The organism is Haloferula sp. A504 (assembly GCF_044385805.1).
Classification (GTDB): domain Bacteria; phylum Verrucomicrobiota; class Verrucomicrobiia; order Verrucomicrobiales; family Akkermansiaceae; genus Haloferula.
Genome location: NZ_JBISBU010000049.1, coordinates 15,796 through 39,684 on the forward strand (window position 1 = coordinate 15,796; position 23,889 = coordinate 39,684).

The 23,889-nt window shown below is 65.4% G+C and carries 20 protein-coding genes; 10 read left to right on the top strand and 10 right to left on the bottom strand.

The window, feature by feature from the left end; translation table 11 throughout:
- Positions 1-15 precede the first annotated feature (15 nt).
- Complete coding sequence (locus ACG2LG_RS18325) at positions 16-903, top strand: shikimate dehydrogenase family protein (RefSeq protein ID WP_396261455.1); 888 nt, start codon at positions 16-18, stop codon at positions 901-903.
- An 8-nt stretch (positions 904-911) separates the two neighbouring features.
- On the opposite strand, the gene ACG2LG_RS18330 is transcribed toward ACG2LG_RS18325, so the two are convergent.
- From ACG2LG_RS18330 to ACG2LG_RS18350, 5 genes are all read right to left on the bottom strand, one after another.
- Entirely contained in the window at positions 912-1,946 is a 1,035-nt protein-coding gene (locus ACG2LG_RS18330) for a hypothetical protein (protein ID WP_396261457.1), read from the bottom strand.
- Between the two features lie 59 nt (positions 1,947-2,005).
- Positions 2,006-3,046, bottom strand: coding sequence for a hypothetical protein (locus ACG2LG_RS18335; protein ID WP_396261459.1), 1,041 nt, complete (start codon positions 3,044-3,046; stop codon positions 2,006-2,008).
- A gap of 52 nt (positions 3,047-3,098) precedes the next feature.
- On the bottom strand, positions 3,099-4,847 hold the full coding sequence (locus tag ACG2LG_RS18340; RefSeq protein WP_396261461.1) for an Hsp70 family protein: 1,749 nt from the start codon (positions 4,845-4,847) through the stop codon (positions 3,099-3,101).
- Positions 4,848-5,158: 311 nt separating this feature from the next.
- Positions 5,159-5,722, bottom strand: coding sequence for a hypothetical protein (locus ACG2LG_RS18345; protein WP_396261463.1), 564 nt, complete (start codon positions 5,720-5,722; stop codon positions 5,159-5,161).
- The gene (locus ACG2LG_RS18350) at positions 5,719-6,084 is read right to left on the bottom strand and encodes a HesB/IscA family protein (protein ID WP_396261465.1); all 366 of its coding nucleotides are present in this window, start codon (positions 6,082-6,084) and stop codon (positions 5,719-5,721) included. Before ACG2LG_RS18350 ends, ACG2LG_RS18345 begins: the two co-directional genes overlap by 4 nt.
- Positions 6,085-6,152: 68 nt before the next feature.
- On the opposite strand from ACG2LG_RS18350, the gene ACG2LG_RS18355 reads away from it, so the two are divergent.
- The 8 genes from ACG2LG_RS18355 to ACG2LG_RS18390 all read left to right on the top strand — a co-directional run bounded on the left by ACG2LG_RS18355 (position 6,153) and on the right by ACG2LG_RS18390 (position 15,377).
- Positions 6,153-6,983 (top strand): patatin-like phospholipase family protein, encoded by an 831-nt coding sequence (locus ACG2LG_RS18355; protein WP_396261466.1) that lies wholly within the window; start codon positions 6,153-6,155, stop codon positions 6,981-6,983.
- Positions 6,984-6,988: 5 nt separating this feature from the next.
- Complete coding sequence (locus tag ACG2LG_RS18360) at positions 6,989-7,219, top strand: acyl carrier protein (protein WP_396261468.1); 231 nt, start codon at positions 6,989-6,991, stop codon at positions 7,217-7,219.
- A gap of 128 nt (positions 7,220-7,347) precedes the next feature.
- On the top strand, positions 7,348-8,667 hold the full coding sequence (locus ACG2LG_RS18365) for a hypothetical protein (RefSeq protein WP_396261470.1): 1,320 nt from the start codon (positions 7,348-7,350) through the stop codon (positions 8,665-8,667).
- Between the two features lie 59 nt (positions 8,668-8,726).
- Positions 8,727-10,139, top strand: coding sequence for a class I adenylate-forming enzyme family protein (locus ACG2LG_RS18370; RefSeq protein WP_396261472.1), 1,413 nt, complete (start codon positions 8,727-8,729; stop codon positions 10,137-10,139).
- Between the two features lie 253 nt (positions 10,140-10,392).
- Entirely contained in the window at positions 10,393-10,968 is a 576-nt protein-coding gene (locus ACG2LG_RS18375) for an NfeD family protein (protein WP_396261473.1), read from the top strand.
- Positions 10,969-11,004: 36 nt separating this feature from the next.
- Complete coding sequence (locus ACG2LG_RS18380) at positions 11,005-12,528, top strand: flotillin family protein (RefSeq protein ID WP_396261475.1); 1,524 nt, start codon at positions 11,005-11,007, stop codon at positions 12,526-12,528.
- Between the two features lie 110 nt (positions 12,529-12,638).
- Positions 12,639-13,937: a Gfo/Idh/MocA family protein gene (locus ACG2LG_RS18385; RefSeq protein ID WP_396261476.1), complete on the top strand. Its 1,299-nt coding sequence runs from the start codon at positions 12,639-12,641 to the stop codon at positions 13,935-13,937.
- Positions 13,938-14,090: 153 nt separating this feature from the next.
- Positions 14,091-15,377, top strand: coding sequence for a PQQ-binding-like beta-propeller repeat protein (locus ACG2LG_RS18390; RefSeq protein WP_396261478.1), 1,287 nt, complete (start codon positions 14,091-14,093; stop codon positions 15,375-15,377).
- A gap of 394 nt (positions 15,378-15,771) precedes the next feature.
- On the opposite strand, the gene ACG2LG_RS18395 is transcribed toward ACG2LG_RS18390, so the two are convergent.
- From ACG2LG_RS18395 to ACG2LG_RS18415, 5 genes are all read right to left on the bottom strand, one after another.
- Positions 15,772-19,002, bottom strand: a complete 3,231-nt coding sequence (locus ACG2LG_RS18395; RefSeq protein WP_396261480.1) for a sulfatase-like hydrolase/transferase — start codon at positions 19,000-19,002, stop codon at positions 15,772-15,774.
- A gap of 134 nt (positions 19,003-19,136) precedes the next feature.
- Positions 19,137-19,937 (bottom strand): hypothetical protein, encoded by an 801-nt coding sequence (locus tag ACG2LG_RS18400; RefSeq protein WP_396261481.1) that lies wholly within the window; start codon positions 19,935-19,937, stop codon positions 19,137-19,139.
- A gap of 61 nt (positions 19,938-19,998) precedes the next feature.
- Positions 19,999-21,006: a hypothetical protein gene (locus ACG2LG_RS18405; protein ID WP_396261483.1), complete on the bottom strand. Its 1,008-nt coding sequence runs from the start codon at positions 21,004-21,006 to the stop codon at positions 19,999-20,001.
- A 212-nt stretch (positions 21,007-21,218) separates the two neighbouring features.
- Positions 21,219-22,517, bottom strand: coding sequence for a DUF642 domain-containing protein (locus ACG2LG_RS18410; protein WP_396261484.1), 1,299 nt, complete (start codon positions 22,515-22,517; stop codon positions 21,219-21,221).
- 80 nt (positions 22,518-22,597) lie between these two features.
- Positions 22,598-23,167, bottom strand: coding sequence for a sigma-70 family RNA polymerase sigma factor (locus ACG2LG_RS18415; RefSeq protein ID WP_396261486.1), 570 nt, complete (start codon positions 23,165-23,167; stop codon positions 22,598-22,600).
- 386 nt (positions 23,168-23,553) lie between these two features.
- Here ACG2LG_RS18415 and ACG2LG_RS18420 point away from each other — a divergent pair.
- Positions 23,554-23,889: hypothetical protein (locus tag ACG2LG_RS18420; RefSeq protein ID WP_396255887.1), on the top strand; the 336-nt coding region annotated here is incomplete at its 3' end.

Sequence of the window (23,889 nt, forward strand, 5' to 3'; positions counted from 1 at the left end):
TTCCTCTCCATCACCATGTCCCTGTTCACACTCGCCACCCTCGCCGACGCCTCCGCCGGTCCGAAGCCCGCGCGCCTCGCCGTGATCGGGCACCCGGTCGGGCATTCGCTTTCGCCGCAGATGCACCAGCCGGCGCTCGATGAAGCCGGCATCGACGCCCGTTACGTGGCGCTCGAGGTGGAGCCCGGCGAGGTCGCCCGGGCCTTCACCCGGATGCGAGAGCTCGGCTTCATCGGCTGCAATGTCACGGTGCCGCACAAGTTCGAGGCGCTCGAGGCCTGCGACGAGATCGACGACACCGCCCGCTCCTTCGGCGCGGTGAACACGGTGCGTTTCGACGCCGACGCCACCCGCGGCACCAACACCGACGGGCAAGGCTTCGAGCAGGCGGTCAAGGAAGCGCTCGGACTCGATCTTCCCGGCGCCGCGGTCGCCATCTTCGGTGCCGGCGGAGGTGCCGGCGGTGCGATCGCCGCCCACTGCGCGCGGCGGCAGGTCGGGCGCCTCGTGCTGGTCAATCGCACGCTCTCCAAGATCGAGACGCTCGCCGGGCCACTGCGGGAACGGCATCCGGATCTTGATCTTCACCTCGTCGCCGCCGATGCCATCGACGAACCCGGGAACCTCGAGCTCGTGCGGAGTGCCGCGCTGCTGGTGAACACCTCGTCCCTCGGACTCAAGGACGACGATCCGTCACCGATCCCGGTCGGGTGCCTCACTTCGCGGCATGCGGTCTTCGACACCATCTACCATCCCACCGCTCTGCTGAAGGCGGCCGGCGACATCGGTGCCGTTCACGCCAATGGCAGCCTGATGCTCCTCCACCAGGGCGTCGCCGCCTTCCGCTACTGGTTCCCCGATCGCGATCCGGAAGCCGCGATGCGCCGCGGGCTGCTCGGCTGAAACCAAGATCACTCGTCGGGCACATCCACGCCCGGGTCCTCCACCGAGATCCAGTGGCAACCAAGGATCTCATCGATCTCGAAGCGCGCGGACTCACCCTCCCCCCCGGGATCGTGGCGCCGTAGCTTGGCCCGGATCCGGACCATCGACCGAGGGTCTTCTTGCTGAAGCTTGCTTCCGAAGGCGCCGGATTCGTCCTCGCGCAGGCGGAATGCCGCCTCGAGCATCCGCGCCGTGCGCGACCCCGGCGCGACCTCCACCTCCGGCGAGCGCGGCCCCAGACGCTCCGGATCCCAAGGATCCGGGGCGAAAAGCACGATGCTCGTCACGTCCCCGACCTGCCCGCTGGAACCCGCCCGTCGTCTCGCCAACAGACGGAACTCACCCGTCGGTGGCGCGCTTCCGGAAAGAAACAGGGACCATGGGTGCTCGGAATACCGGACGAGGTTGGGCCAATCGATCCCGAATTCCCCGTCGGCTTCCGGCAGGAAGACGAACTCGGCACGCCGGCCGTCGGCAAACTCCATCACCCCCTCGTAGGCCCGCTGTCCGTCGATGTCGATCGGCTGGAACCGCTTCCATTTTCTCTCCTCCTCGTCGTCAATCCGCAGCGAAACCCCTCCGTAGCGCACCATCCTCCGCAGTGTCTCGGTCGGGTCGTGCACCGCCTTGACCCGCCGCTCCGGCATCGTCTCCTTGAGAAAGTCGGCCACCTGCTCCGAACACTTCTGCCAGGCCTCGTTGAGCGCCCGTTGGTCTTCGGCCGCCTCGGTCACCGACCCTCCGGAGCCGCTTCCCGAACCCTCGTTCTGGCGGAGGAAGGACACCAGCCCGACCAGCAGGACGAGGAAGACAAACCAGCCGACCACAAACAGCATCAGGCCGCCCTTCTTGCGCTTCCTTCTTCGTGCAGGCTTCCGCGGGCTCGCCGGGGCCGGCTTTGCCGACGCCTCACTCCGGAACTGGCTGGCGGCCTGCAGGAAGGTGATTTCCTTCTCCTCGACCACCGGGTGCCCGCCGCACTCCGGACACGACTGCCCCACCACGCCCCGGAACAAGTGTCCGCAGCGCCCGCAATGAAACCATCCTCCTTCTTCCGGCATCAGTCGTCTTCCCAGCGGATCCAATCTGCTGCGACGACCTCGATCAACTCGAATTGCCCGCGATCCGCGGTGCCGACATTGCGCAAGCGCACCAGCATCCGGGACATCGGCTCGCTTTCAAGGATGGTCCCCTCCAGATGCATCTCCCCGGCCACCGCTTCAGCCACGGCGGATCCGATGGGCACATACCCCCACGCAAAGGCATCGGCAAAGACATCCGCAAGCTTGTAGCAGCGGTATCGATCCTCCGGAAAATCACTGGTGTAAAAGTGGTCGGGCTGCACCTCGACGCGAAAGTCGGCCTCGGCTCCCGGGGCCGACTCGCGGAAATCCGCCAAACCCGGAGCATTCGCACCGACACTCGCGCCCCAGTCGAAAAGCAGTTCGTCATCCTCCGAAACGAAGACGAAGCGCAGGGGCCTCAGCAGCGAATCCTTGCCCGAAAGCACCATCCACTCGCGACCTTCCCCGCCCTCCTTCATCTCGAAGTTCAACTGCGCGATCCGCTCCTCATCCAATGCCGGTGGTTTCCACCGCTCTCGCCGGATCACCCGGATGCCGGGCTCGTCCCGGAAAAGCGACGAGACTTCTTCCCCATCATCCGCCGCCGCGAGGCGCGCGACCATCTCCCGCGCTTCGCCCAGTTGCCGGGTCGCCGTTTCGACGAAGGGATCGTTCGGATCCTCCCCGACCTCGTAAGTCACCTCGACTCCCCCGTAGAGCTCGCGACCAGGGCGGTCGTCCTCGCGGGCGGCGACCAGGATCGCCACCGAGGCGGCGACCAGCACCAGAATCGACCCGCCCATCACCAGCGTCCACTTCCAGACACTCCAGCCTTTCCGGCGCGACCGGTACTCTTGCTCATCCCCGTCGGCGGGTTCGAGTTCGTCCACGCGGCGCGCTCCTTTCACTCCCGACTTCACCAGTCGCACCACCTCCTCGGGGTCCTCCATGCGCTCCCATCCGGCCGGTGGTTCGCCACCGATCACGCGCACCTCGACCCCGCGCGGTTTTTCACCGGATGGTTCCTGTTCGTTCATCAAGCCGCCTGCCAGAGACTGCTGCGAACGCCGGGTATCGGCAAGCGCGCGCTCATCCACCCATCCGGCGCTCGAGCGCCTCCTCCATCGCCCTTTCCACCATCCGTGCCGCCACCGCCTCGGTCGCCTTGTCGAGGGATTCCACCGCGGCCTTGAGACGGTTCGCGTCGCCTGAATCCAGCGCCTCCCTCACCGTGGCCTCCGCCTCGCGGATCCCGGCCACCTCCTCCTCGGGGACGATCCCGTCACCCTGCGAAAGCACGGCCTCCACCGCCGGCAGCAACTCCTCGGCCTTCAGCCGGGCCTCGGTGAAAACCCGCTCCGCCATGTCGTCAAAGGCATGCTCGACCGACTCGCTGACCATGGTCTCGACCTTCTCGTCGTCCACATCCACTGCCGCATCCCGGATCTCCAGCACCGTGTCGCGGTTCGTCGCCGTATCGCGCGCGAGCACCTCGAGGATGCCGTTCTCGTCGATCCGGAACTGCACCCCGACCCGGGCCCGGCCCTTCTCCGCCGGCTCGAAGGCCACTTCAAACTCGCCGAGACGCCAGTTGTCGCGGGCCATTTCGCGCTCGCCCTGCAGGACGCGCAGACTCATCGAGCGCTGACCCGCCACGGCGTTGGTGAACATCTCACCCGCCTTGGCAGGAATCGTGGTGTTGCGCGGAATCAACACGTTCATCAACCCGCCGAAGGTCTCGATTCCCAGACTCAGGGGCGTCACGTCGAGCAGCACGACCTTGCGCACCGCCCCGGTCAGAACGCCGGCCTGGATGGCCGCTCCCAGCGCGATCGCCTCGTCCGGATGCTGCGAAAGATCCGGTTCCCGGTCAAAGAACGCCGACACGGCCTCGCGCACCGCGGGGATCCGCGTGCTGCCTCCGACCAGGACCACCGCGTCGAGATCGGCCGGCGAAAGCTCGGCGTCGTGCATCGCCCGGCGGCAGCAATCGATCGTCCGCTCGATGAATGGCGCCGCAAGGTGCTCGAAGTCGCGGCGGGTCGCCGCCACTTCGATGCTTTCCCCTCCGTCCACGAAGGGCACCCGGAACACCGCCTCCCCGTCCGCGGAAAGCGCCCGCTTGACCCGCTCGGCCTCCTTGATCATCCGCCCGTCCACGGCACCGGCACCGGCTTTCTCCGCGCACCACCCGGCCAGCGCCGCATCGAGGTCGTCGCCCCCGAGCCGGGTGTCACCGCGGGTCGCCAGGACCTGGAACACGCCGTCGCGCATCTCGAGCACCGAAAGGTCGAAGGTGCCGCCACCGAGGTCGTAAACCGCCACCCGCGCCTTCTCGCCGAGCTTGTCGAGACCGTAGGCCAGGGCCGCGGCGGTGGGTTCGTTGACGATCCGCGCCACCTCCAGCCCGGCCAGTTCACCCGCCCGCTTGGTCGCCGAGCGCTGGGCGTCGTTGAAGTAGGCAGGCACCGTGATCACCGCCTTGCGGACCTCCGTTTCCAGCCGCCATTCGGCGATCCGCTTGAGTTCCTTGAGAATCTCCGCACTCACCTCCTCGGGCGTCCGGCCCAGCACCCTCACCCGGTCGCCCTCGTCGAGCGGCAGTGGAAAGTCGTCCACCTCACCCGGCCGGCGTCCCATCAGCCGCTTCACGCTTGTCACCACCGGCGACACCCCGCGCCGCCGCAGCGCCTTTTCACCCACCTCCACCGCGCCGTCCCCGAACCAAACCGCGCTGGGAATCACCCGCCGCCCTTCCTCGTTGGCCAACAGGATCGGAAAGCCCGACTCCACGACCCCCACTGCCGAATACGTCGTGCCCAGATCGATTCCAATCATCACCTCGTCCATCGCCGCGGACGTTCCCGCCGCATCTCCCGCGATGCAACCCTCAACCTCAAACGCCCGCCACCTCTGTTCGTAGTTCCCCCTTCAGGGGGTCTTCCATCCGGCCTGCCATCGATACGCCGGGGAATGACGAACCACCCAAAGACCCGAGCACGAAGGAATACCGAAGCACTAAGGTCGTGGAGACAGGCTGGTCACGTGGGAGGCACCCCTACTTGGAATTTCGGTTTTCGGACTTCCTTTGGGTATTTGGGTGTTTCACCCCATTCGTCATTCAAGACGCCGTCTGCCGCCCGCCGCCCTCACCAAAGCCCCGCAAACCGTTCGCGCACCCCGGCCCGCCACTTCTCCAGAAACCCCAACTCCCGCGCCAATTCCCAGCCGTCCCTTCCCCCGCCCTCGACCTCGGAAAAAACCGCCACCCGCTCCGCCATCATCGCCTCCAGCTTTTCCTGCATCGCCTCCAGCTCCTCGCGCGCCGCCTGGGTCCGCCCCTCCAGCATCGCCTTCGCCAGGGCGCTCGACGCCTTTTCGCGCTCCCGCAGCAACCCATCCACCTGTTGCAGCAGTGCCCCAAGCTCCGCAAACACATCCATCATTCCCGCGGAAACCGTCCCGCGCAGATCCCCCTCGAACCCCTCCAGCTCGAGCCAGTGCCTCAGCCGCGACACCGGACTCGCCAGCGTCGCCTTCGCCCGGCCCACCCGCTCGAAGGCCTCCTTAGTGCCACCGGCATCCGGGTGCGCCTTCTTTCCCGCCGCCGCGAACGCCGCGTCCAACTCCGCCTCCCCCAGCACCAGCCGCCGCTCCAGCCCCAGCTCTTCAAACGCATCCATCTCCAGGCTCCGTGCTCCGGACTCGATCACGCCGCAAAGCTCTCGCCGCACGAGCAGGTCACCACCGCATTCGGGTTGCTCACCTTGAAGCCGCCCTGCTGCAGGTCGTCGGAATAGTCCAGCTCGCTGCCGCTCACGAAAAGCGCGCTCTTCGGGTCGATCACCACGTTCACGCCGTTGCTCGGCACCATGATGTCGCGGTCGCGCGGACCATCCACCAGGTCCATCTTGTACTGCAGCCCGCTGCATCCGCCGCCGATCACCGCGATGCGCAGCCCGCCGTCCGGCCGACCCTGCTTCTCCAGCAAGCCGCGCAGGTGCGCCGAGGCCCCGTCGAGCACCTTGATCAGTTTCTCGTTGCCCAACTTGTATTTCACCGCGGTCTCGGTCATCGCGCCCGAATCTCACCCCAACTCTTGAAAGTGAAAACCGGAAACTTGAGACTCCGGCCGCTTCGTCCATGCCCGATCCCGTCCCGTCCACCCCCGGAAAGACCGCCGTCGTCCTCGGCTCGTCCTTTCTCGGCGTCTATGCCCATGCCGGATTCCTGAACGGGCTGGTGGAGGCCGGGTTCGTCCCCGACCGCGTCGCCGGGGCCTCGGCCGGTGCCCTGGCCGGTGCCCTTTTTGCCAGCGGGCTGCGTGGCGACGACCTCCGGCGCGCCGCCCTCTGCCATCACCTGCGCTTCTCGTTCGCCGACCCCGGCGTGCTCTGGCGGCTTCCCGGCGTGCTCACCTCCTTCTGGTCGTCGGGGCTCTTCACCGGAAAGCGGACGGTCGCCCACCTGCGCAAGCTGCTCGGCGACCGCGACCTCGCCGACCTTCCGCTCGACATCGCCGTGACCGACGTCGCCAGCTCCACTCCGGCCATCCGCCGTTCCGGACCGCTCGCCGAACTCGTCATGGCCTCCTGCGCGGTCCCCGGCCTCTTCACCATCCAGGATGTCGGCGACGACCGCTACCTCGACGGCGGCATCGCCGCCGAGCTGCCTTTCGAGCATCTCATCGACGATCCCGGGATCGACACCATCCTCATCCACCGCATCCGCCACGAACCCGGCACCGGCCCGAACGTGAATTGGGAAACCGTGGCCAACGTCGTCGGTATCGCCCACCACACCGCCTGCAACGAACTGCACCGCCTGCGCGCCGACCTCTGCCGACAGCGAGGCAAGCGACTCATCGAACACGAATCCACCACCCCCTTCCCCGGAATTTTCTCCAACCGACTCGCCCCGCAGTGCTACAAGCAGGGACTCGACTCCGGAAAATCCGCAGCCGCCCGGCTCTGACCCTCATGGAAACCGAACTCGCCCAGATCCTCCGCGAAGAAATACTCGATCACGACGGCAACATCGGAGCCGATACCGACCTCTTCGAGATCGGACTCGACTCCATGGCCATCATGCAACTCCAACTCGCCGTCGAGGAACGCTTCTCCGTCACCATCGATCCCGCCGACCTCTCCCGCGAAAACTTCCAGACGCCCGAGGCCATCACCCGCCTGATCAAGTCGAAACAAGCCTGACCCCCAACGGACCGCGAGCTTCATCTCGCAACAATTCATTCGTCATTCGTCATTCGTCATTCGTCATTCGTCATTCGTCATTCGTCATCCGTCATCCGTCATCCGTCATCCGTCATTCGTCATTCCCCTTGATCCCCGCCACCACCAGCGACGCCTTCCTGCTCGCGCTCGAATCGCACATGCGGCGCTCGGGCCAGGGCGCGCACCTCTCGGCCACCGTCATCGAACTCTCCGGCGAACCCGATGCCGGCACCCTCGAAGCCACCGCCGCCCGACTCGCCAGACGCCACCCGCTGCTCAACGCCCGGCTCCGGCGCGGCGTCGACTTCATCGCCCGCTGGCATCCCGGTGGTCCTGATCCGCTTCCCATCGAGATTCACCCCGCCGGCCCGCTCGAACCCCTTCTCGCCCGACTGCTGGAAAATCCCCGCATCGACATCCGCGCTCCCGGCCCGAACCTCGAACTTCACGCCCGCCCCCTCGCCCCCGGCCGCTGGGCCCTCGTCCTGCTGTGGCCGCACTCGCTCTTCGACGCCATCGGCATCGACAAACTCATCGCCGATCTCGACGAAGCCGACGACTCACCCCGCCAGGACTGGGGCGAAACCACGAAGGCCACCGGCTCCCATGGTGATCTCTGGAAGGCCGCCAAACCCATGGTCGAGGAGATGCGCTCCTTCCCCACCTGGCGGATCCGCTCGCTTCACCGGCACCGGCACCCGGCCCGCTCCCCACGCTTCGAAATCCTCCGCTTCAGCCCGGAAGAGACCGCTTCGATCCGCCAACGGATGGCAAGCACCGCCGGCGAACTACTCATGCTCCCGTATTTCGCCGCCATCGCCGCCCGCGCTACCCGCGCGGTCATCGGGCTCCGCCACGCCGGCGACGAAATCCCGGTCCTGCTCTCGCTGCCCGTCCAGCGCACGGCGAACCCCGCCAGGCGCCCGCTCTTCCAGAACCACATGGTCGCCTGGTCGCTGATGCTGGCACCCGGCGACTTCGGCGGCCTCGGCGACACCACCCGCACCCTTCACCGCAAGTATCTCGACTTCCTCCGCCGCAAGCTTCCCACCGCCATGGAGGCCCTCATGAAACTCATGGAGCGCTGCCCGTCGCGCTTCTATCTCAAGCCCGCGAGCCACTATCTGAAGGGCGAGATCTGCACCCTCTTCCACTCCCACACCGGACAGTTCGCCGCGGCCAGCACGACTCTCTTCGGGCAGAGCATCCTCGACGGCTTCCACGTCCCTTCGGTATCCGATCCTCCGGGTCTCGGCATCTTCTTCAGCGAAAGGTCCGATCGACTTTCCTGCACCCTCTCCTGGCGCGAGGGCACCCTGTCCGCCGAGGAACTCCAACTCCTCAAGACCACGCTCCTCGCCGACCTCCAAGGCGAGCCTGCAGGTGGAGCGCCGGTTATGAAGCCGGCATCTTCCGCCACATCCTAACAACAACTCCCTCACCCTCCAGGACCACCACACCCATCACCCATCTCCAGCGAAGCTTCATGAACCTCATCGAGGAAATCGCCCGACTCCACCCCGACGACCGCCCGGCCATCCACGACGGCCGGCGCCTCGTCACCTATGGCGAGTTGTTCTCCTCCGCCCGCCCCGTCGCCGACGCGATCCGCGAAGCTGCCGCACCGCTCGGCCGCCGCCCCCGGGTCGGGCTTCACTGCCCCAACGGCCTCGACTACATCATCCTCGCCATGGGCATCCTCCTCGCCGATGCCTGCCTGGTCCCCCTCGCCGAGGAACTCACCGAGGAGGAGCGCGACGAAATCATCCGCACCACCTCCCTCGACCTCATTGTTGAAGGGCAACCCCAGCGCGACGGAGTCGCGGACTACTCACTGATCACCGATCACCGATCACTCGGCACTCCGCCCGCCTTCCCCGAAGTCGCCTTCCAGTCCCTCAACCCCGCCTTCATCCGCTTCTCCTCCGGCACCACCGGCAGCAGCAAGGGCATCGTCCTCTCCCACGAAAGCCTGCTCGCCCGCATCACCGCCGCCAACCGGGGCATGAAGATCGGCCCCGACGACCGCATCCTGTGGATGCTGCCGATGGCCCACCACTTCGCCGTCTCGATCGTCCTCTACCTCCACGCCGGTGCGCTCACCCTGCTCGAGTCCTCCCCCACCCGCGAGGACATCCTCGCCTGCGCCGAGGGGCATCAGGCGACCATCATCTACGGCTCTCCCTTCCACTTCGCCCAGCTCGCCGCCGACCCCGGCGACTTCCACTGGCCCTCGCTGCGCCTCGCCGTCGCCACCGCTGCCAAGCTCCCCGAGGCCACCGCCATCGCCTTCCACCAGCGCTTCGGACAACCCCTCGTCCAGGGACTCGGCATCATCGAGGTCGGGCTCTCCGTCCTCAACCTCGATGCCCCGCTGGAAAAGCCCGGGGCCCTCGGCAGGCCGCTCCCCGACTACGAGGTCGAGCTGCGAGGCGACGACGGCGAACCGGTTCCCGACGGCCAACCCGGCGAATTTCATGTCCGCGGCCCGGGCCTGCTCGATGCCTACCTCGTCCCTTGGAATCCCGACCCGCTGGATGACGGCTTTTTCGCCAGCGGCGACCTCGTCGTCCGCGACCCGGATGGCGACCTGACCCTCGTCGGCCGCCTCAAGTCGGTCATCAACGTCGCCGGCATGAAGGTCTTTCCCGAGGAGGTCGAGGCCGTGCTCAACCTGCACCCCGGGGTGAAACGCAGCCGTGTGATCGGCCACGATCACCCGCAGATGGGCCAGATCCCCACCGCCGAGATCATCCCCTCCGACCCCGGATCTCCTCCCAAGCCGGTCGCCCTGCAGCGATACTGCCGCGAGCACATCTCCGCCTACAAGGTCCCGCTCCGCTACAAGTTCGTCGACAAGATCCCCCTCACCGCCTCCGGCAAGGTTCGGCGGCACTGAGCGGCACCGGGCTTCGGTCCGGAGGTGGGGAATGGTAGCGTATCCGCCGAACCAAACCCCTCCAAGCGCCTTGCCCGGTCTTCTCCGTGTTCCTCAAGCCGCCCGGAGGCCCCTTCTAACCACCCGCTACAAAACATGCCGCATGTTTGGAGGGGACAAGCCCGTATCCCTTATCCTACTCTCCTAACGTATCGGTGATGGACGGGTTCCCACGAGCCTGGCCGGAGCCCATCAACCCCGAACCCCCGAACCCATGACCGACTGGTGGACCTCTCTCGATTTCTCGCTGCAGGTGTTCTACGCCATCGCGATCGTGGCCCTCGGGCTCACCATCCTGCAGACGCTTCTGGCACTCCTCGGCATGGGGGTGGACGGCTTCTTTGACTTCTTCCACCTCGACATCGGCTCGCCCGACGCCTCCGGCCTCGGACTCTTCTCCTCGCACACGATCAGCGCCTTTTTCCTCGGCTTCGGCTGGGGCGGCGTACTCGCCCTCGAGGGAGGACTCGGCACCCTCGCCGCCACCGCCATTGGAGTCGGCTCGGGATTGGGCCTGATGCTCGCCATGTTCTTCGTCATCCGCACCCTGCTGCGACTCCAATCGAGTGGCAATCTCGAGTACGAGTCCGCCATCGGTTCGGATGCCACCGTCTACGTCACCATTCCCGGTGACAACCACGACGGCGGCGGCCAGATCCAGGTGACCATCCAGGGTCGCCTTGTCACCGCCAGCGCCCGCAAGCGCGAGCCTGGCGCCATCGCACCCGGCGAAAAAGTCCGGATCACGGGCCTCGACGGACCCACCTCCTTCTACGTTGAAGGAATCTAGCTCCCAACCCCAAACACAACTCCAATGACACATCCCATGATCCTCGCGGATATCCCGCCTGCCATCGTCATCATCGCCATCGTGATTTTCTTCGCGGCTGTGGTGATCGCCTTCATCACCCGCTACAAGCGCTGCCCCTCCGACAAGCTGCTGGTCGTTTACGGCAAGGTGGCTGGCGGCAAGTCGGCCAACTGCTTCCACGGCGGTGCCGCCTTCGTCTGGCCCATCATCCAGGGCTACCAGTACCTCGACCTCACCCCGCTGCCCATCGACATCCGCCTCGAAGGCGCTCTTTCGAAGCAGAACATCCGGGTCAACACGCCCTCGACCTTCACCGTCGGTGTCTCGACCGAGCCCGGGATCATGGAAAACGCCGCCGAGCGGATGCTCGGTCTCGGACTCGCCGAGATCAAGGAGCTGGCGAAGGACATCATCTTCGGCCAGATGCGGGTGGTCATCGCGACGATGGACATTGAGGAAATCAACGCCGACCGCGACAAGCTGATTGCCAATATTTCCACGGGTGTGGAAGTGGAACTCAAGAAGGTCGGCCTGCGCCTGATCAACGTCAACGTCCAGGACATCACCGACGAGTCCGGCTACATCGACGCCCTCGGCCAGGAGGCCGCCTCGAAGGCGATCGCCGAGGCCAAGGTGAAGGTCGCCGAAGCCCAGCGCGACGGCGACATCGGTGCCGCCGAGGCCCAGCGCGACCAGCGGATCCGGGTCGCCAACGCCAATGCCAAGGCGACCGATGGTGAGAACACCGCCACGGTCGAGATCGCCAACTCCAACGCCGACCGCCGGGTCAAGGAAGCCGAGGCCGAACGCGCCGCGTCCGCCGCCGAAAAGGTCAAGGCCGCCGCCGCCCTGCAGGAAGCCTACAAGGCCGAGGCCCAGTCCGAGCTCGAGCGCGCCAACCGCGAGAAGGCATCGCAGGAGGCCAACGTCATCGTGCCCGCCGAGATCGCCAAGCAGAAGGCGATCGTCGACGCCGAGGCCCGTGCCGAGTCCATCCGCCGCACCCAGGCCGGTGAGGCCGATGCGGTCCGCCTGCAGAAGCAGGCCGAGGCCGACGGCCTCAAGGCCGTCAAACAGGCCGAGGCGGATGGTCTCCGCTTCCGCCTCGAGGCCGAAGCGGAAGGTACCGAGCAGATCCTCACCAAGAAGGCCCGCGGTTTCGCCGACCTCGTCGGTGCCGCCAATGGCGACAAGGACCTCGCCTCGTTGCTGCTGATGATCGAACAGCTGCCGAAGCTGGTCGAGGAGCAGGCCAAGGCGATCTCCAACCTCAAGATCGACAAGGTCACCGTCTGGGACAGCGGCCCGGGAGCCGACGGCAAGAGCAGCACCGCCAACTTCGTCTCCGGACTGGTCGGCTCGCTGCCGCCGCTCCACGAGATCAGCCGCAATGCCGGCATCGAGCTGCCCGAATACCTCGGCAAGCTCGGCGAGGGTGCCAAAGCCGCTCCAAAGCCGGCGAAACCGGCTCCCGTGGAGCCCACGCCCCCGCCCTTGAAGCCGGAGCATCCGGAAGGCCCCGACCAGCCTCCCGCCTGAACCCGATCGAGCCGGGCGTCCGCGCCCGGCTCGTTCCTCTTTCCCTCGCCGGGCTCCCTCCACCCGGACGCCTGCCCTTCCAAAGGGTTCACCCTTCCGCACTCGACGAAATGAAGCCCACCGACTCCTCCCCGCCCAAGCCCAGCCGCCGCAAAGTCCTCGCGCAACTGGCCGCGGCCTCCGCCCCCCTGATCATCCCGTCGCGCCTGCTCGGCAAGGACGCCCCGTCGAACAAGATCACCCTCGGCCACATCGGCATGGGAAGCCAGGGCATCGGGCGCAACCTCCGTACCTTCCTCAACCAACCGGACCAGGTCACCCTGGCCGTCTGCGACGTCCGGCGTTCCGCCGCCGAGCGGGCGAAACGCGAGGTCGACCAGCACCACGGCAACACCGACTGCACCGTCACCCAGGACTTCCGCGAATTGATCGCCCGCGACGACCTCGACGCGATCGTGATCTCGACGCCGGACCACTGGCACGTCCCGCTCTCGCTCGCCGCCCTGCGGGCGGGCAAGGATGTGTTCTGTGAAAAACCGACCCTCACGATCACCGAGGGCTCGGAGCTCGTCACCGAGGTGATGAAGCGCAAGGCCGTCTTCCAGTGGGGCATCGAGGACCGCTACCTCGTCAAGTACTACCGCCTCGCCGGATGGGTCCGCGCGGGACTGATCGGCGACTTGAAGACCATCCACGTCACCCTCCCCGCCAAGTCGCCCTTCCCGCTCGAGGAACCCGCACCGGTCCCCGCCGGACTCGACTGGAACCTGTGGCTCGGGCCCGCACCCTTTCACGAGTACACGCCGACCCGACCGGACCCCCAGCACTGGCGCACCCTCTTCGACTACAGTGGCGGGGTCATCACCGACTGGGGCTCCCACCTCATCGACACCGCGCAGATCGGCGCCCGCATGGAGCACCTCGGCCCGGTCGAGGTCTTCGGCAGCGGGCCGCTGCCCGATCCGGAGAAATTCCACAGTGACGTGCCGATCCGCTTCGACCTCGACTACCGCTACGCCAACGGAGTGGTCATGAAAGTCGGTGCCGGCGAGGTCGACATCAAGTTCGAGGGCAGCAATGGCTGGGTCCGGTGCAAGGGTTGGAACGGTGCCTGGTCGGCCAGCGATCCGGAGATCCTGCGGGTGGCCGAGTTTCCCGACACCGCCGACTACTGGCCCCGGCCGCCGATCGAGCACCGCGACTTCCTCGACTGCATGAAGTCGCGAAGCAAGCCCGCCTACCACGCCGAGGCCGGCCACCGGCTCGCCACTGCCCTCCATCTCGGGCACCTCGCCGTGCGCACCGGCAAGACCGTGAAATGGGACCCCGGGCGCGAGGCATTCGAAGGCGAATCGTTCGAGGCCAGCCCGATCTATCGGCGCCCGCCCCGCGATTGGCAAGGTGCCTGAGCGCGTCGCCCGCGCGCCAGGCCTTCGCCGTTGGCCGGAGGACGGCGCCTCCTCCTTCTTTCCCCGGGAACACGCCGGCCGAGGAGCCTCGGCTGCCGGCAGAAGATCCTTGCTTTCGTGCCCGGTTCCCCTTCGTTTGAATGCCATCGCACCATGAAGTTCCCCTTCCTCTTCACCCTTCTGCTCCTCACCGCTGCCGCGAAGGACTGGCCTCGCTTCCTCGGCCCTTCGCGCGACGCCGTGTCCGAAGAGACCGGCCTGGTCCGCAGCTTTCCCGAGAACGGCCCGCCCGTCCTCTGGGAAAAGCAGCTCGAGGTCGGCTTCGGCGGCTGCGCCGTGGTCGGCGACGAGGTCTTCCTCATCGACCGGGTGCGCGGCGAATCCGACGTCCTGCTGTGTCTCGACGCCGCCACCGGCAAGGAGAAGTGGCGCTTCGAGAACGCCGCCGAGGGCGAGCCGCCCTTCCCAGGCTCGCGCAGCGTCCCCACCGTCGAGGACGACGCCGTGTATTTCGTCAACGCCTTCGGCCGCGTCTTCCGCATCGACCGCCGGACCCACAAGCCCGTCTGGGACGTGAAGCTCGGCGAACGCTACGAGGGCGCCACCCCGAAATGGGGCTGGGCCCAGCCTGCGCTCGTCGAGGGTGACGCGCTGATCGTCACGCCCTTCGGGGAAGAAACCGGAGTCGCCGGCATCGACAAGACCACCGGCGAGGAGCTCTGGAAGAGCGGGCCGATCGGCGACTCCCACTCGGCACCCACCGTGCTGGAGATCGGCGGGGAGAAGCATGTCGTCATGATCTCGGTCACCGACAAGGACGCGAAGAAGGGACTGATCACCAGCTACCGCCCCACCGACGGCAAGGTCCTCTGGCAGACCGGCCTTTACTACAACAAGATCCCCATCCCGGTCGCAACCCAGGTCGGCGAGGACCGGATCTTCGTCACCGGCGGCTACGACTGCGGCTCCAAGATGCTGAAGGTCAGGAAGACGGACGGTGAATACGCGATCACCGAACTCTGGTCCACCGACAAAGGCTCCCAGGTCCACCCCGCCATCGTGATCGAAGGCCATCTCTATTTCCTCGCCAACGAAAACTCGAACCACAAGGTGAAGAGCAAGCGCGAGACCGGCGGCTTGAGCTGCTGGACGCTTGATGGCAAGGAACTCTGGAACACCGGAACCGAGCCCTTCATGGGCCGTGGCGGCATGATCCATGCCGATGGCATGCTCATCATCCAGGACGGTGAGAACGGCGTCCTGCGACTGGTCAAGCCGTCGCCCGAAGGCTTCCGCCTGCTGGCCGAAGCGAACGTCTTCGGCTCGGACCTTGGCAAGAAGTTCGACCTCAAATACTGGAGCCCCCTCGCCCTCAGCAAGGGACGGCTCTACCTGCGGGGCCAGGAACGGCTGATCTGTGTCGATCTACGGGCGGAGTAGCGCGAAGCATCACCGGGATTGTCTGCACGCCTCCCGGCCCGTGGTCAGTTGGAAGCTCGATTCTCCCGCCGGCCGGATCCTGGGCACCGCGCTGCGGGAAACCTGGTGCTCCCTGCCACAGGCCACCCGCGCGGACGCACCAGCGATGGCCGCCGGGTTTCTCGGCCTGCTCGAGGGATTCCTCGGTCCCTCGCGCTCGCCCGCCAGCTCACCCGCTTCGGATCAGGCAACATTCGCGGCGATGAGGGAGTTTCTGGAGACACGGCTTGGCGACCCCACCCTCGGAATTGACGCCCTGAGCGCAAGCTTCCGGTGTTCCCGTTCCACCATCTACCGTTTGTTCCGTGATGTGGGTGGCGGAGAGGATGGGACTCTCGTTCAATTTCCTCGCGGATCAAGACCGCGTGACACCAATCCTAACAAAGAGAGCTCGCAGATTGCCGGAGTTGCCGTCCGCCGCATCGATCACAGCCTTGTCGAGAGGAACGGTAATCTCCTCCCCGGTTCCCGGATGGATCGAGTCGCTCGTCCAGACGCCGAGGTCGGTGCTCCAGAAAACCTCGTAGGTCCGGTCGGCGACACTCGGCCAGGTCACGGACAGGGTCGCGGCTGAGTCCGTCAGGTCGATCACGCGGAACACGCTTCCGCGATCGTTGGGGTCGGTGCCGGCGATGCTTTCGGAAAGGTTGTCGGCGCCGTCGCCGTCGTTGTCGAGGGCGGCGTCCTTGGGCGAGTCACGGTCGAGTCCGTGGAGGGTCTCGAAAGCATTGCTCATGCCGTCGGCGTCGTTGTCGGGCTCGCGCCCGTCGAGGGCGGCGGCACCGCTGGTCCGGAGTTGATCGAGCGTGGCCAGCAGATCGCGACCGGTGAGATTCACGAGTTCGGCGCGGATGGCGGAATCGCCGGTCAGGCTGTCAATCCGGTTGATGTCCTCGCCAAGGTCAACCGGCATTTCGAAGAGTTGCTTCGGAACACCCTGGTTTGTTCCAATGGCGCTGGGAATGCTGTTATTCTCAGAGTCCCACGAGGAGGTGTTGCCGCCACCGCCGGTCGAGTCGATCAGCTTCCATCCGTCCGGCGCTTTCAATGCGAGGTGACCGCCGAACGAGCAGAGCACGATTCCGCTGCGGGCCTCGCCCGGCTTGCGCTGACCACGGACGACATTCAGGAACGATTCGCCGTCGGGAGCGGTGGTGTCGGGCAGCTCCTGGCCGAGGAAGGCGGCGATGGTCGGGAAAATGTCGACCTGGGAAATCAACTCGTCGGTCACCACCATTCCGGCCGGTGCCTGGCCGGGCCAGCGCACGATGAAGGGCACGCGGGTGCCGCCGTCCCAGACGTCGCGCTTGGCACCACGCAGGGGGCCGTTGGCGTCGTCGCCATTGGACAGCGTGCGGTCCATGGCGGTGGTCTCGGGGCCGTTGTCCGCGGTGAAGATGACCAGCGTGTCATTCGCCATGCCGTTGTCGTCGATGGCGGCGATGATCCGGCCGATGCGGTCGTCCACCTCGGCCATCCACCGTGCGTAGTCATAGTCGCCATAGGTGCTGTTGTTGAAGGCCGGGGTGATCGCCCACGGTTTGTGGGGTGAATAGAGGGACACGTAGGCGAAGAATGGATCGGTGTCTGCCGTCGTGGTGCGATTGGCGATGTAGCTCTCGAAGTCCGCGATCATGATCGGGCCGGCGTCGATCTGGCGATAGGACGGATCGCCGAGGCTCTCCCGCGAATCCGGACCCGCGACCACGGTCGAGTTCAATTGGCTGCTGGTGAACCATTGGAAGCTGTCCCCTGCCGTGGCGGGCCGGAAGTAGCCCTTGCGACCATTGGGCAGCTTGTCGCCGTAGGTATTGAGCGCGGTGTCCTCCACCCAGTAGTGGACGATATCGTCGTGAAGGTAGACATAGGGGCCCATGTTGAGCACGGTTCCCAGACCACGGAAATAGTCGAAGCCGATGTCGGTGGCGTGGCCTTCAATGCGGCGGGTCCAATCGACGGCCGACGGGTCGGTGGGATTGCCGGTGATGCGGTTGTTCGTACCGGGCGCATACCACTTGCCGCCGAGGTGCCATTTGCCGAAGGCCGCCGTATCGTAGCCCTGCGTCTTGAGGAAGTCGGCGATGGTGACGTCGCCGTCGAGCGGGATGTTGTCGATCCCTGCCTTGTAGCCGTAGTGTCCGGAGATGCTCTGGAAATTGCGCCAGTTGTAGATGCCGGTGAGCAGGGAGTAGCGTGAAGGGGTACAGACGGCGTTGGCGGAGTGGGCCTGGGTGAAGGTCACGCCCTGGTCGGCCAGGCTGTCGACGTTCGGCGTGGGCGAGGCGCTCGTTGTGCCAAAGAGATTGCCGTAGCGGGAAATGTCGCCGAAGCCGAGGTCGTCGGCATAGATGATCACGATGTTCGGCATGGCGGGCGCCGGGGTGTGGTCGGGGCAGTCGGCGGGGTCGTTGGGATCCGAACCGAGGGCGGTTTCCGCCTCATCGCGGTAGCTGTCGCCATCGCTGTCGACGAAGGGTGCCACGTAGCCGCCGTTGGGTGGCGGGTCCGTGCCCTCGTCGTTGGTGGTTGCTTCCGCGACGGGCGACGACTCGGTGTTGGTGTTTTGATTCACGCTGCGGTCCCTGGCCACGACGGTGTAGCCGTAGGTGGTGGCGGGCAGCAGGCCGCTGTCGGTGAAGCCCGGGGTGCCTTGCCAATCGCTGGTGAACTGGACCGAGCCATCGAACCAGCGGGTGAACTGATACTGCACGCCATTGTCATCGTCGGCCGTGACCGCCGTCATGGTGATCTCGGTTTCAGATAGGGCGGAAGGTGGATGGGTCCACGACATCTGGGCGGGCGTGGGCGGGGTGTTGTCACCCGAGGTGTCGCTGCTGATCGTCTCCAGGGTGACTCTATCAAGCACATAGCCCACCTGAGTGCCCTGAATGGTGGTATTGGCGACCAGTGAACCGGCAATCGTCGCGTAGGTCCCGGCCGCCAGCGAACCGGAGCTGCTGATGTCATTGCTCAGGCCGGTGGAGGATGCCGACCAGGTGTCATCGGCGTTGATCGTCAGGGAAAGGGTGAAGCCGTCATTGAACGACGCCACCGTCGGCTGGGAACCGTTCAGGGAAGTGTTTGCATTCAAGCTGCCCCCGGTTCTCTGAACGAATGACCAGTCCGTGTAAGTGTTTCCACCGTCCAGAAGGATCCCAACAGCTTCCCCGGTGTTGTTCCAGAGGGCCGGACCCGCGTTGCCGGCGTTGGTGGTCACGCCGAAGAACCATCCGTTGAATCTCACCCGGCTACCGGACCCGTCGTTGAACGAATCGCCGGTGAATGAGGAAACCACCCACTCAATTGTGAACTCCGAAGCGGCCGAGGCATCCACCGTGCCCGCGGTGTTGAGGCCGATGGCGGCGTTATCGATGCCGGTGGTGGTGATCGTGCCCGTGGTCGGGTCCGCGCTGGCGGTTCCCTGGCCGTTGTAGAGCTGCTGGAAAGCCGGGCCGGTGTCGGCTCCCACGCCGAAGTCGTTGTCGATCAGATCGGCCCCGCGGGAAGCTGGGGCCATTTGAAAGACCGCGGCCAACAGGGTGGCTGAGCGGATGGCATGCCGGGGGGCAAGTCGGTTTGGGTTCATGACGGGATGATGACGGAACGGCTTCCGATGGATTTCAACCCGAGTCGTCCCAACGTCAGGACGCAGAGAGCCGGTAGTCTCCCTTGAAGGAGACCCGATGCTCATTCATTGGGATGTTTGCCGCTCGATGGAGATCAGGCGCCTGGGCGCCGGCGTAGCAGGGTCAGGACAAGCAAGCCGCCGAAGAGGGTCGCGGTGGTGGGCTCCGGGATGGTGGTCAAGGTGACACTGTCGATCACGTAGCCCACTTGGGTGCCCTGAATGGTCGTATTGGCGACCAGCGAGCCGGCGATGGTCGCATAGGTCCCGGCCGCCAGCGATCCGGAGCTGCTGATGTTGTTGCTCAGACCGGTCGAGGAGGCCGACCAGGTGTTGTCGTCATTGATCGTCAGGGAGACGGTAAATCCGTCATTGAACGAGGCCACGGTCGGTTGCGAGCCGTTCAGGGCGGTGTTTGAATCCAGACTGCCCCCGGTTCTCTGAACGAAGGACCAGTCGGTGTAAGAATTACCGCCGTCCATCAGAATACCGACAGCTTCCCCGGTGTTGTTCCAGAGGGACGTTCCGCCGCTGCCGGTGTCGGTGGTCACGCCAAAAAACCAGCCGTTGAATCTCACCCGGCTACCGGAGCCATCATTGAAGGAATCTCCCGTAAACGAGGAAACCACCCATTCGATCGTGAAGCCCGGAGCGGCGGAGGCATCCACCGTGCCCGAAGTGTTGAGGCCGATGGCGGCGTTGTCGACGCCCGTGGTGGTGATCGTGCCCGTGGCCGGGTCCGCGCTGGCGGTTCCCTGGCCGTTGTAAAGCTGCTGGAAACCAGGGCCGATGTCGGCTCCGCCGCCGAAGTCGTTGGAGAGGAGGGTCGCGGCACCGGCCGGGACGGTGAACAGAAGGGCCGAGGCGGCCAAGGCGGTCAGTTTGCGGTAGTTCATCTGAGTGGTGGTTGTCGTGGGAGGATGATTGGAGTCTGTGGATGGTCGCAGCGCGGATGATCTATTGCGGTTCGACCCGGTAGAAGGCCTTGTCTTCAGTCGCCGTCGTGTCTTCGAGCGTTCCGCTCGTGGCGCCCGAGAGGGTGGTCGTATCCTTGATGTCCGGTGTCGTGAAATCGAGCGTGGTCGACTTGTTCAGGTCGTAGGTCTGTCCATCGACTCCGCCGGTGAATTCGACCGTGACGGTGCTTCCCGACCGGGTGATCGAAGTGACTTTGAGATCCGACGAGGCCGACGGACCATCGTGAACGGTCAAGGTGACGCTGGTGACGGTGTAATTCAGACTGGCGGTCGTACTTGGATTCGGTCCCTGGATCGTGGTGTTGGCGACCAGCGAGCCCGCAATGTCCGAGTAAGTCAGCGTCGTGAAGTCGGCCAAATTGCCCGTCGCGCTGATGTCCGTGCTCATGCCCGTCGATGACGCCGACCACGTGCCGTCGCTGTTGACCGTCAGCGAGACCGTGAAGCCGTCGGCCAGTGAAGCATAGGTCGCCGGTGTCCCGAGTGAGGCGAATGCCTTGCCGCCAAAGTTCGCAGCAAGCGACCAATCGTTGGCCGAGAAGGTATTGCCGCCGTCCAGCAGCAGTCCGAGGCTATCATGGTTGTTCCACAGGCCCGTCCCGGTGTCGGACGTGCTCGTTCCCACGCCGAAGAACCAGCCGTTGTAGTGCACGGAGCTGCCGCCAACGGCTCCCGTGTCGAGTCCCCAATCGTAGTAGGAATCCACCACCCATGTGATCGTGAATCCCGCGGCAGTGGAGGCATCCACGGCCGCCTCGGTGTTGAAGCCAATGGAGGCGTTGTTGATCCCGGTGGTTTCGATGTAGCCGGTGCTCGGATCCGTGCTGGCCGTGCCCTGGCCGTTGTAGAGCTGCTGAAAGGCCGGACCGATGTCGTTCGCGACTCCGTCGAAGGTGTGATCGACCAGCACGGTGTCCGCCCCGACAGGTGCAGAACCAAAAAGTCCGACGAAGGCAAAAAACAGAGTGTTGTGGATTCTTGGCGTCATGACTCGCTCGCGACCGCGAAGGACTCGCCCCAGAATCGGCGGCTCCCTGGTAGTGAGATGCACCAACAAACAGCCGAAAGGGTGACGATCTTAACCTGCGACTCGCGGGTTTTTGAAGAGTGCGACCGAAATCCGCGGAAATGACGCGAGATCGACCAGGCCCCAGGTGGGTGCTTCAGGAGTTGTCGGGGCGTGTCACTCGTCGAGCACAGCTATTCCGGCACTTCCACGACGGTGACATTGTCGATGACCGGCGAGCAACTGTCCGACTGGGGGCTGGTCTCGGTGAGAACGAGGGTGCTCCGGCCGGACCGCGCGGTGAAGGTGAAGCGGGTCGGTGGATTGTAGCCGTTGTCACGCGGGCTCTGGCCGACGCGGCTCTCGGAGATCCGGGCCAAAGGCGTGCCGGTGGTGGCCGTGCCGTCGTACACCGCCGCAGTGACCTCGAGGGCACCCGAGGAGGCAAAGAAGCCGCCCATTTCGAAGCTCACCTCATACTGCTGAAGGGGGACGGTGCCGAAGGTCTGCCAGATCGAATCATCGGGAGTGCCGACCTCGTAGCCAGGGGGAGCGTTGCGAAAGCCGACCTGCACGTCGGCAGTGGAGGAGAGAATCGTGCCGTTGCCTTGACCATACCCCGGCTTGCCGGTGCCCGAACGGAGGGCCACGCTCACGTCGCGGCCGAAGTTCCAACCCGGCAGCAGGGCCTCCGTGGCCGACACGCCGAAGTCCGCATCATCGGGGCGGGCACCGGCTTCGAAATCGCCATTGGCGAACTGCTCCCCACCCTCCTCCGGCAAACTGGTAAGGAACATGTCGGCTTGCACCGGGATCGCCATTAGATTTCCAGCGGCTCCGCAGGAGCGGGCCTCCCCGGCTGCAAGCGTCTGCTCGGCATCGAGCGGACTGCTCACCCGGACACTGCCGGAAAACACATGCACCTCGTCGTCCGAACCCGGGATCGAGCGAATACCGAAGGCCGTTCCAAGGTCGATGACCTTCAATCTCTGGGTGGCCACTTGCAAGCCCCTGCCATCCTTCGTCACCTCGAACCAGGCCGTTCCCTCCTCCAGGACGATTTCGTTGTCGGAGCGGACCTCGAACCGGGAGGGGGCCAGCACCACTCCGCGGTTGCCGTTGCGGAGGACGACCTCGAAGCTGCCTCGTGTGAGATTCACGACGGAGCCTTTGTGCAGCCCGTCAACGGGTGCGGCCTCTCCCGAGTCGACTGTCTCAAGGGTGTAGAGGCTGCCGGGTGCCACCCGGTAATCCGCGATGGGCGGGTCGGGGACGAAGATCAGCTTCAGGGCGACCAGTGTGGCGACGAACACCGCGGCCGCGGCGGCGATCGAAAGGCGAACCGCCCGCCGGCTCTGGACTTGCAAGCGGATATCAGCAAGGGACCGGGCCGCATCGACCGGAGAAAGGCGGGACAGACGATAGACCAGCGACTGGTTCAGGTCCGCGTACTCATAGTAGAGCGCGCGGGCCGCGGGATCGGATTTCAGCACGGCCCGAAGTTCAAGGCACTCCCTTTCCGTGAGGGCGCCATCCAGCGCCTTCTGAATGGCGCTATCCAGTTCGTTTCGAGTCACGGCAAGGCCTCCTCTTCACGCAGTCGCTCCTTCACGCATTGCCGGAGACCGGCCCGCAATCGATGCAGCGTCACCGAGAGCGCCGACACGCTGCGGCCCACGCGCTCGGCGAACTCGCTCAAGCCGCGATTGGACATGTAACGGTGGTCGAGGAGCGCGCGGTCCTGTGGGCGGATCTTCTGCAAGCAGTGCTCCAGTGCGGCCAGCTTCGCGTCGCCAGGCGCGAGGGCATCGGGGGCTTCGTCGGCAATCGTATCCAGCAGTTCTTCGTCGAGAAGAACAAGGCCCTCCCGTTTCCTCTTCTTCAAGTGGGCCAGCACCTCGAAGCGGGCCACTGAGAAAGCCCAGGCCCGGAAATTGGTGCCAGGTTTGAAAGTGCCCCGCTTCGTCCAGAGCACCAAATTGACCTTCTGAAGAACATCCGCGGCGTCCGGGTCCCCCGGCATCAGGGTGATCACGTAGGCCCACAGGTCCGGCTGATGCTTGGTCAGCAGGCTGACGACCGATGCGGTATCGTTGTGATCTGATGCGGACATTGGCTCAGGCTGCGCATGGCCTACCGCCATGGGATTTGGACCTCAGACGACGACCCTCGATGAGAAACAGCTGAAATCGCCCCAATCTTAGCCTCGGGGTCCTTGCAACCTTGAGAAATGCTGATGCAACCAGGGTCGCACAAACGAACAGCGACCTTGATCAGTGCCGTCAATCTGGCAGATCGTGGGGAGATGGGCCGCTTCTCGCACGGCTCCGCCTCGATTTTCTAAGATCCCTGGACAAATTTCTAAGTTCAGCCGACCGCTACAGTGAGAAAGTGCCATCGGACGATGGCGGAGAGGGTGGGAGCAATCCCGTAACCCGCTCCAAGCAAGCAACTCGCAGGAATCCGAAGCCGCCGAGGGCGAATCCTTCGGACAAAAATTCCGACAAGTTGACACCGGCGAAGGGTTCAATGAACCCGCGCAAACGGAAGAAACGCAGCAGCGTGATCCAGATCGGAACCGGCCCTGCCGCCGTGAAGATCTACACGATGACCCGGGCCGATGGATACTCGGAACACACCCTCGCCTGGAAGGAGGGCGGCCGGCGACGGAGGCGAAGCATCTCCTGCCCGGACGAGGCCCAGGTCGTGGCCCAACAGATCACCGTGCGACTCACCAACGGCATCGCCACCGGTGACGAGGTGACCCGGAGGGACATCGAACTGCTCCGATACTGCGAGCAACTCGCCGCCCGCTTCGACCTCTCGCTGACCGTGGCGATGGAGGAATGGGTCCACGCCCGCAAG

What these genes read in the sequence shown, in the direction of transcription:
- ACG2LG_RS18350 (WP_396261465.1), bottom strand. Translation starts at nt 6,084, where the DNA reads ATGACCGAGACCGCGGTGAAATACAAGTTGGGCAACGAGAAACTGATC.
- ACG2LG_RS18400 (WP_396261481.1), bottom strand. Translation starts at nt 19,937, where the DNA reads ATGAACTACCGCAAACTGACCGCCTTGGCCGCCTCGGCCCTTCTGTTC.
- ACG2LG_RS18340 (WP_396261461.1), bottom strand. Translation starts at nt 4,847, where the DNA reads ATGATTGGAATCGATCTGGGCACGACGTATTCGGCAGTGGGGGTCGTG.
- ACG2LG_RS18370 (WP_396261472.1), top strand. Translation starts at nt 8,727, where the DNA reads ATGAACCTCATCGAGGAAATCGCCCGACTCCACCCCGACGACCGCCCG.
- ACG2LG_RS18360 (WP_396261468.1), top strand. Translation starts at nt 6,989, where the DNA reads ATGGAAACCGAACTCGCCCAGATCCTCCGCGAAGAAATACTCGATCAC.
- ACG2LG_RS18395 (WP_396261480.1), bottom strand. Translation starts at nt 19,002, where the DNA reads ATGAACCCAAACCGACTTGCCCCCCGGCATGCCATCCGCTCAGCCACC.
- ACG2LG_RS18415 (WP_396261486.1), bottom strand. Translation starts at nt 23,167, where the DNA reads ATGGCGGTAGGCCATGCGCAGCCTGAGCCAATGTCCGCATCAGATCAC.
- ACG2LG_RS18335 (WP_396261459.1), bottom strand. Translation starts at nt 3,046, where the DNA reads ATGAACGAACAGGAACCATCCGGTGAAAAACCGCGCGGGGTCGAGGTG.
- ACG2LG_RS18390 (WP_396261478.1), top strand. Translation starts at nt 14,091, where the DNA reads ATGAAGTTCCCCTTCCTCTTCACCCTTCTGCTCCTCACCGCTGCCGCG.
- ACG2LG_RS18375 (WP_396261473.1), top strand. Translation starts at nt 10,393, where the DNA reads ATGACCGACTGGTGGACCTCTCTCGATTTCTCGCTGCAGGTGTTCTAC.
- ACG2LG_RS18325 (WP_396261455.1), top strand. Translation starts at nt 16, where the DNA reads ATGTCCCTGTTCACACTCGCCACCCTCGCCGACGCCTCCGCCGGTCCG.
- ACG2LG_RS18385 (WP_396261476.1), top strand. Translation starts at nt 12,639, where the DNA reads ATGAAGCCCACCGACTCCTCCCCGCCCAAGCCCAGCCGCCGCAAAGTC.
- ACG2LG_RS18380 (WP_396261475.1), top strand. Translation starts at nt 11,005, where the DNA reads ATGATCCTCGCGGATATCCCGCCTGCCATCGTCATCATCGCCATCGTG.
- ACG2LG_RS18405 (WP_396261483.1), bottom strand. Translation starts at nt 21,006, where the DNA reads ATGACGCCAAGAATCCACAACACTCTGTTTTTTGCCTTCGTCGGACTT.
- ACG2LG_RS18355 (WP_396261466.1), top strand. Translation starts at nt 6,153, where the DNA reads ATGCCCGATCCCGTCCCGTCCACCCCCGGAAAGACCGCCGTCGTCCTC.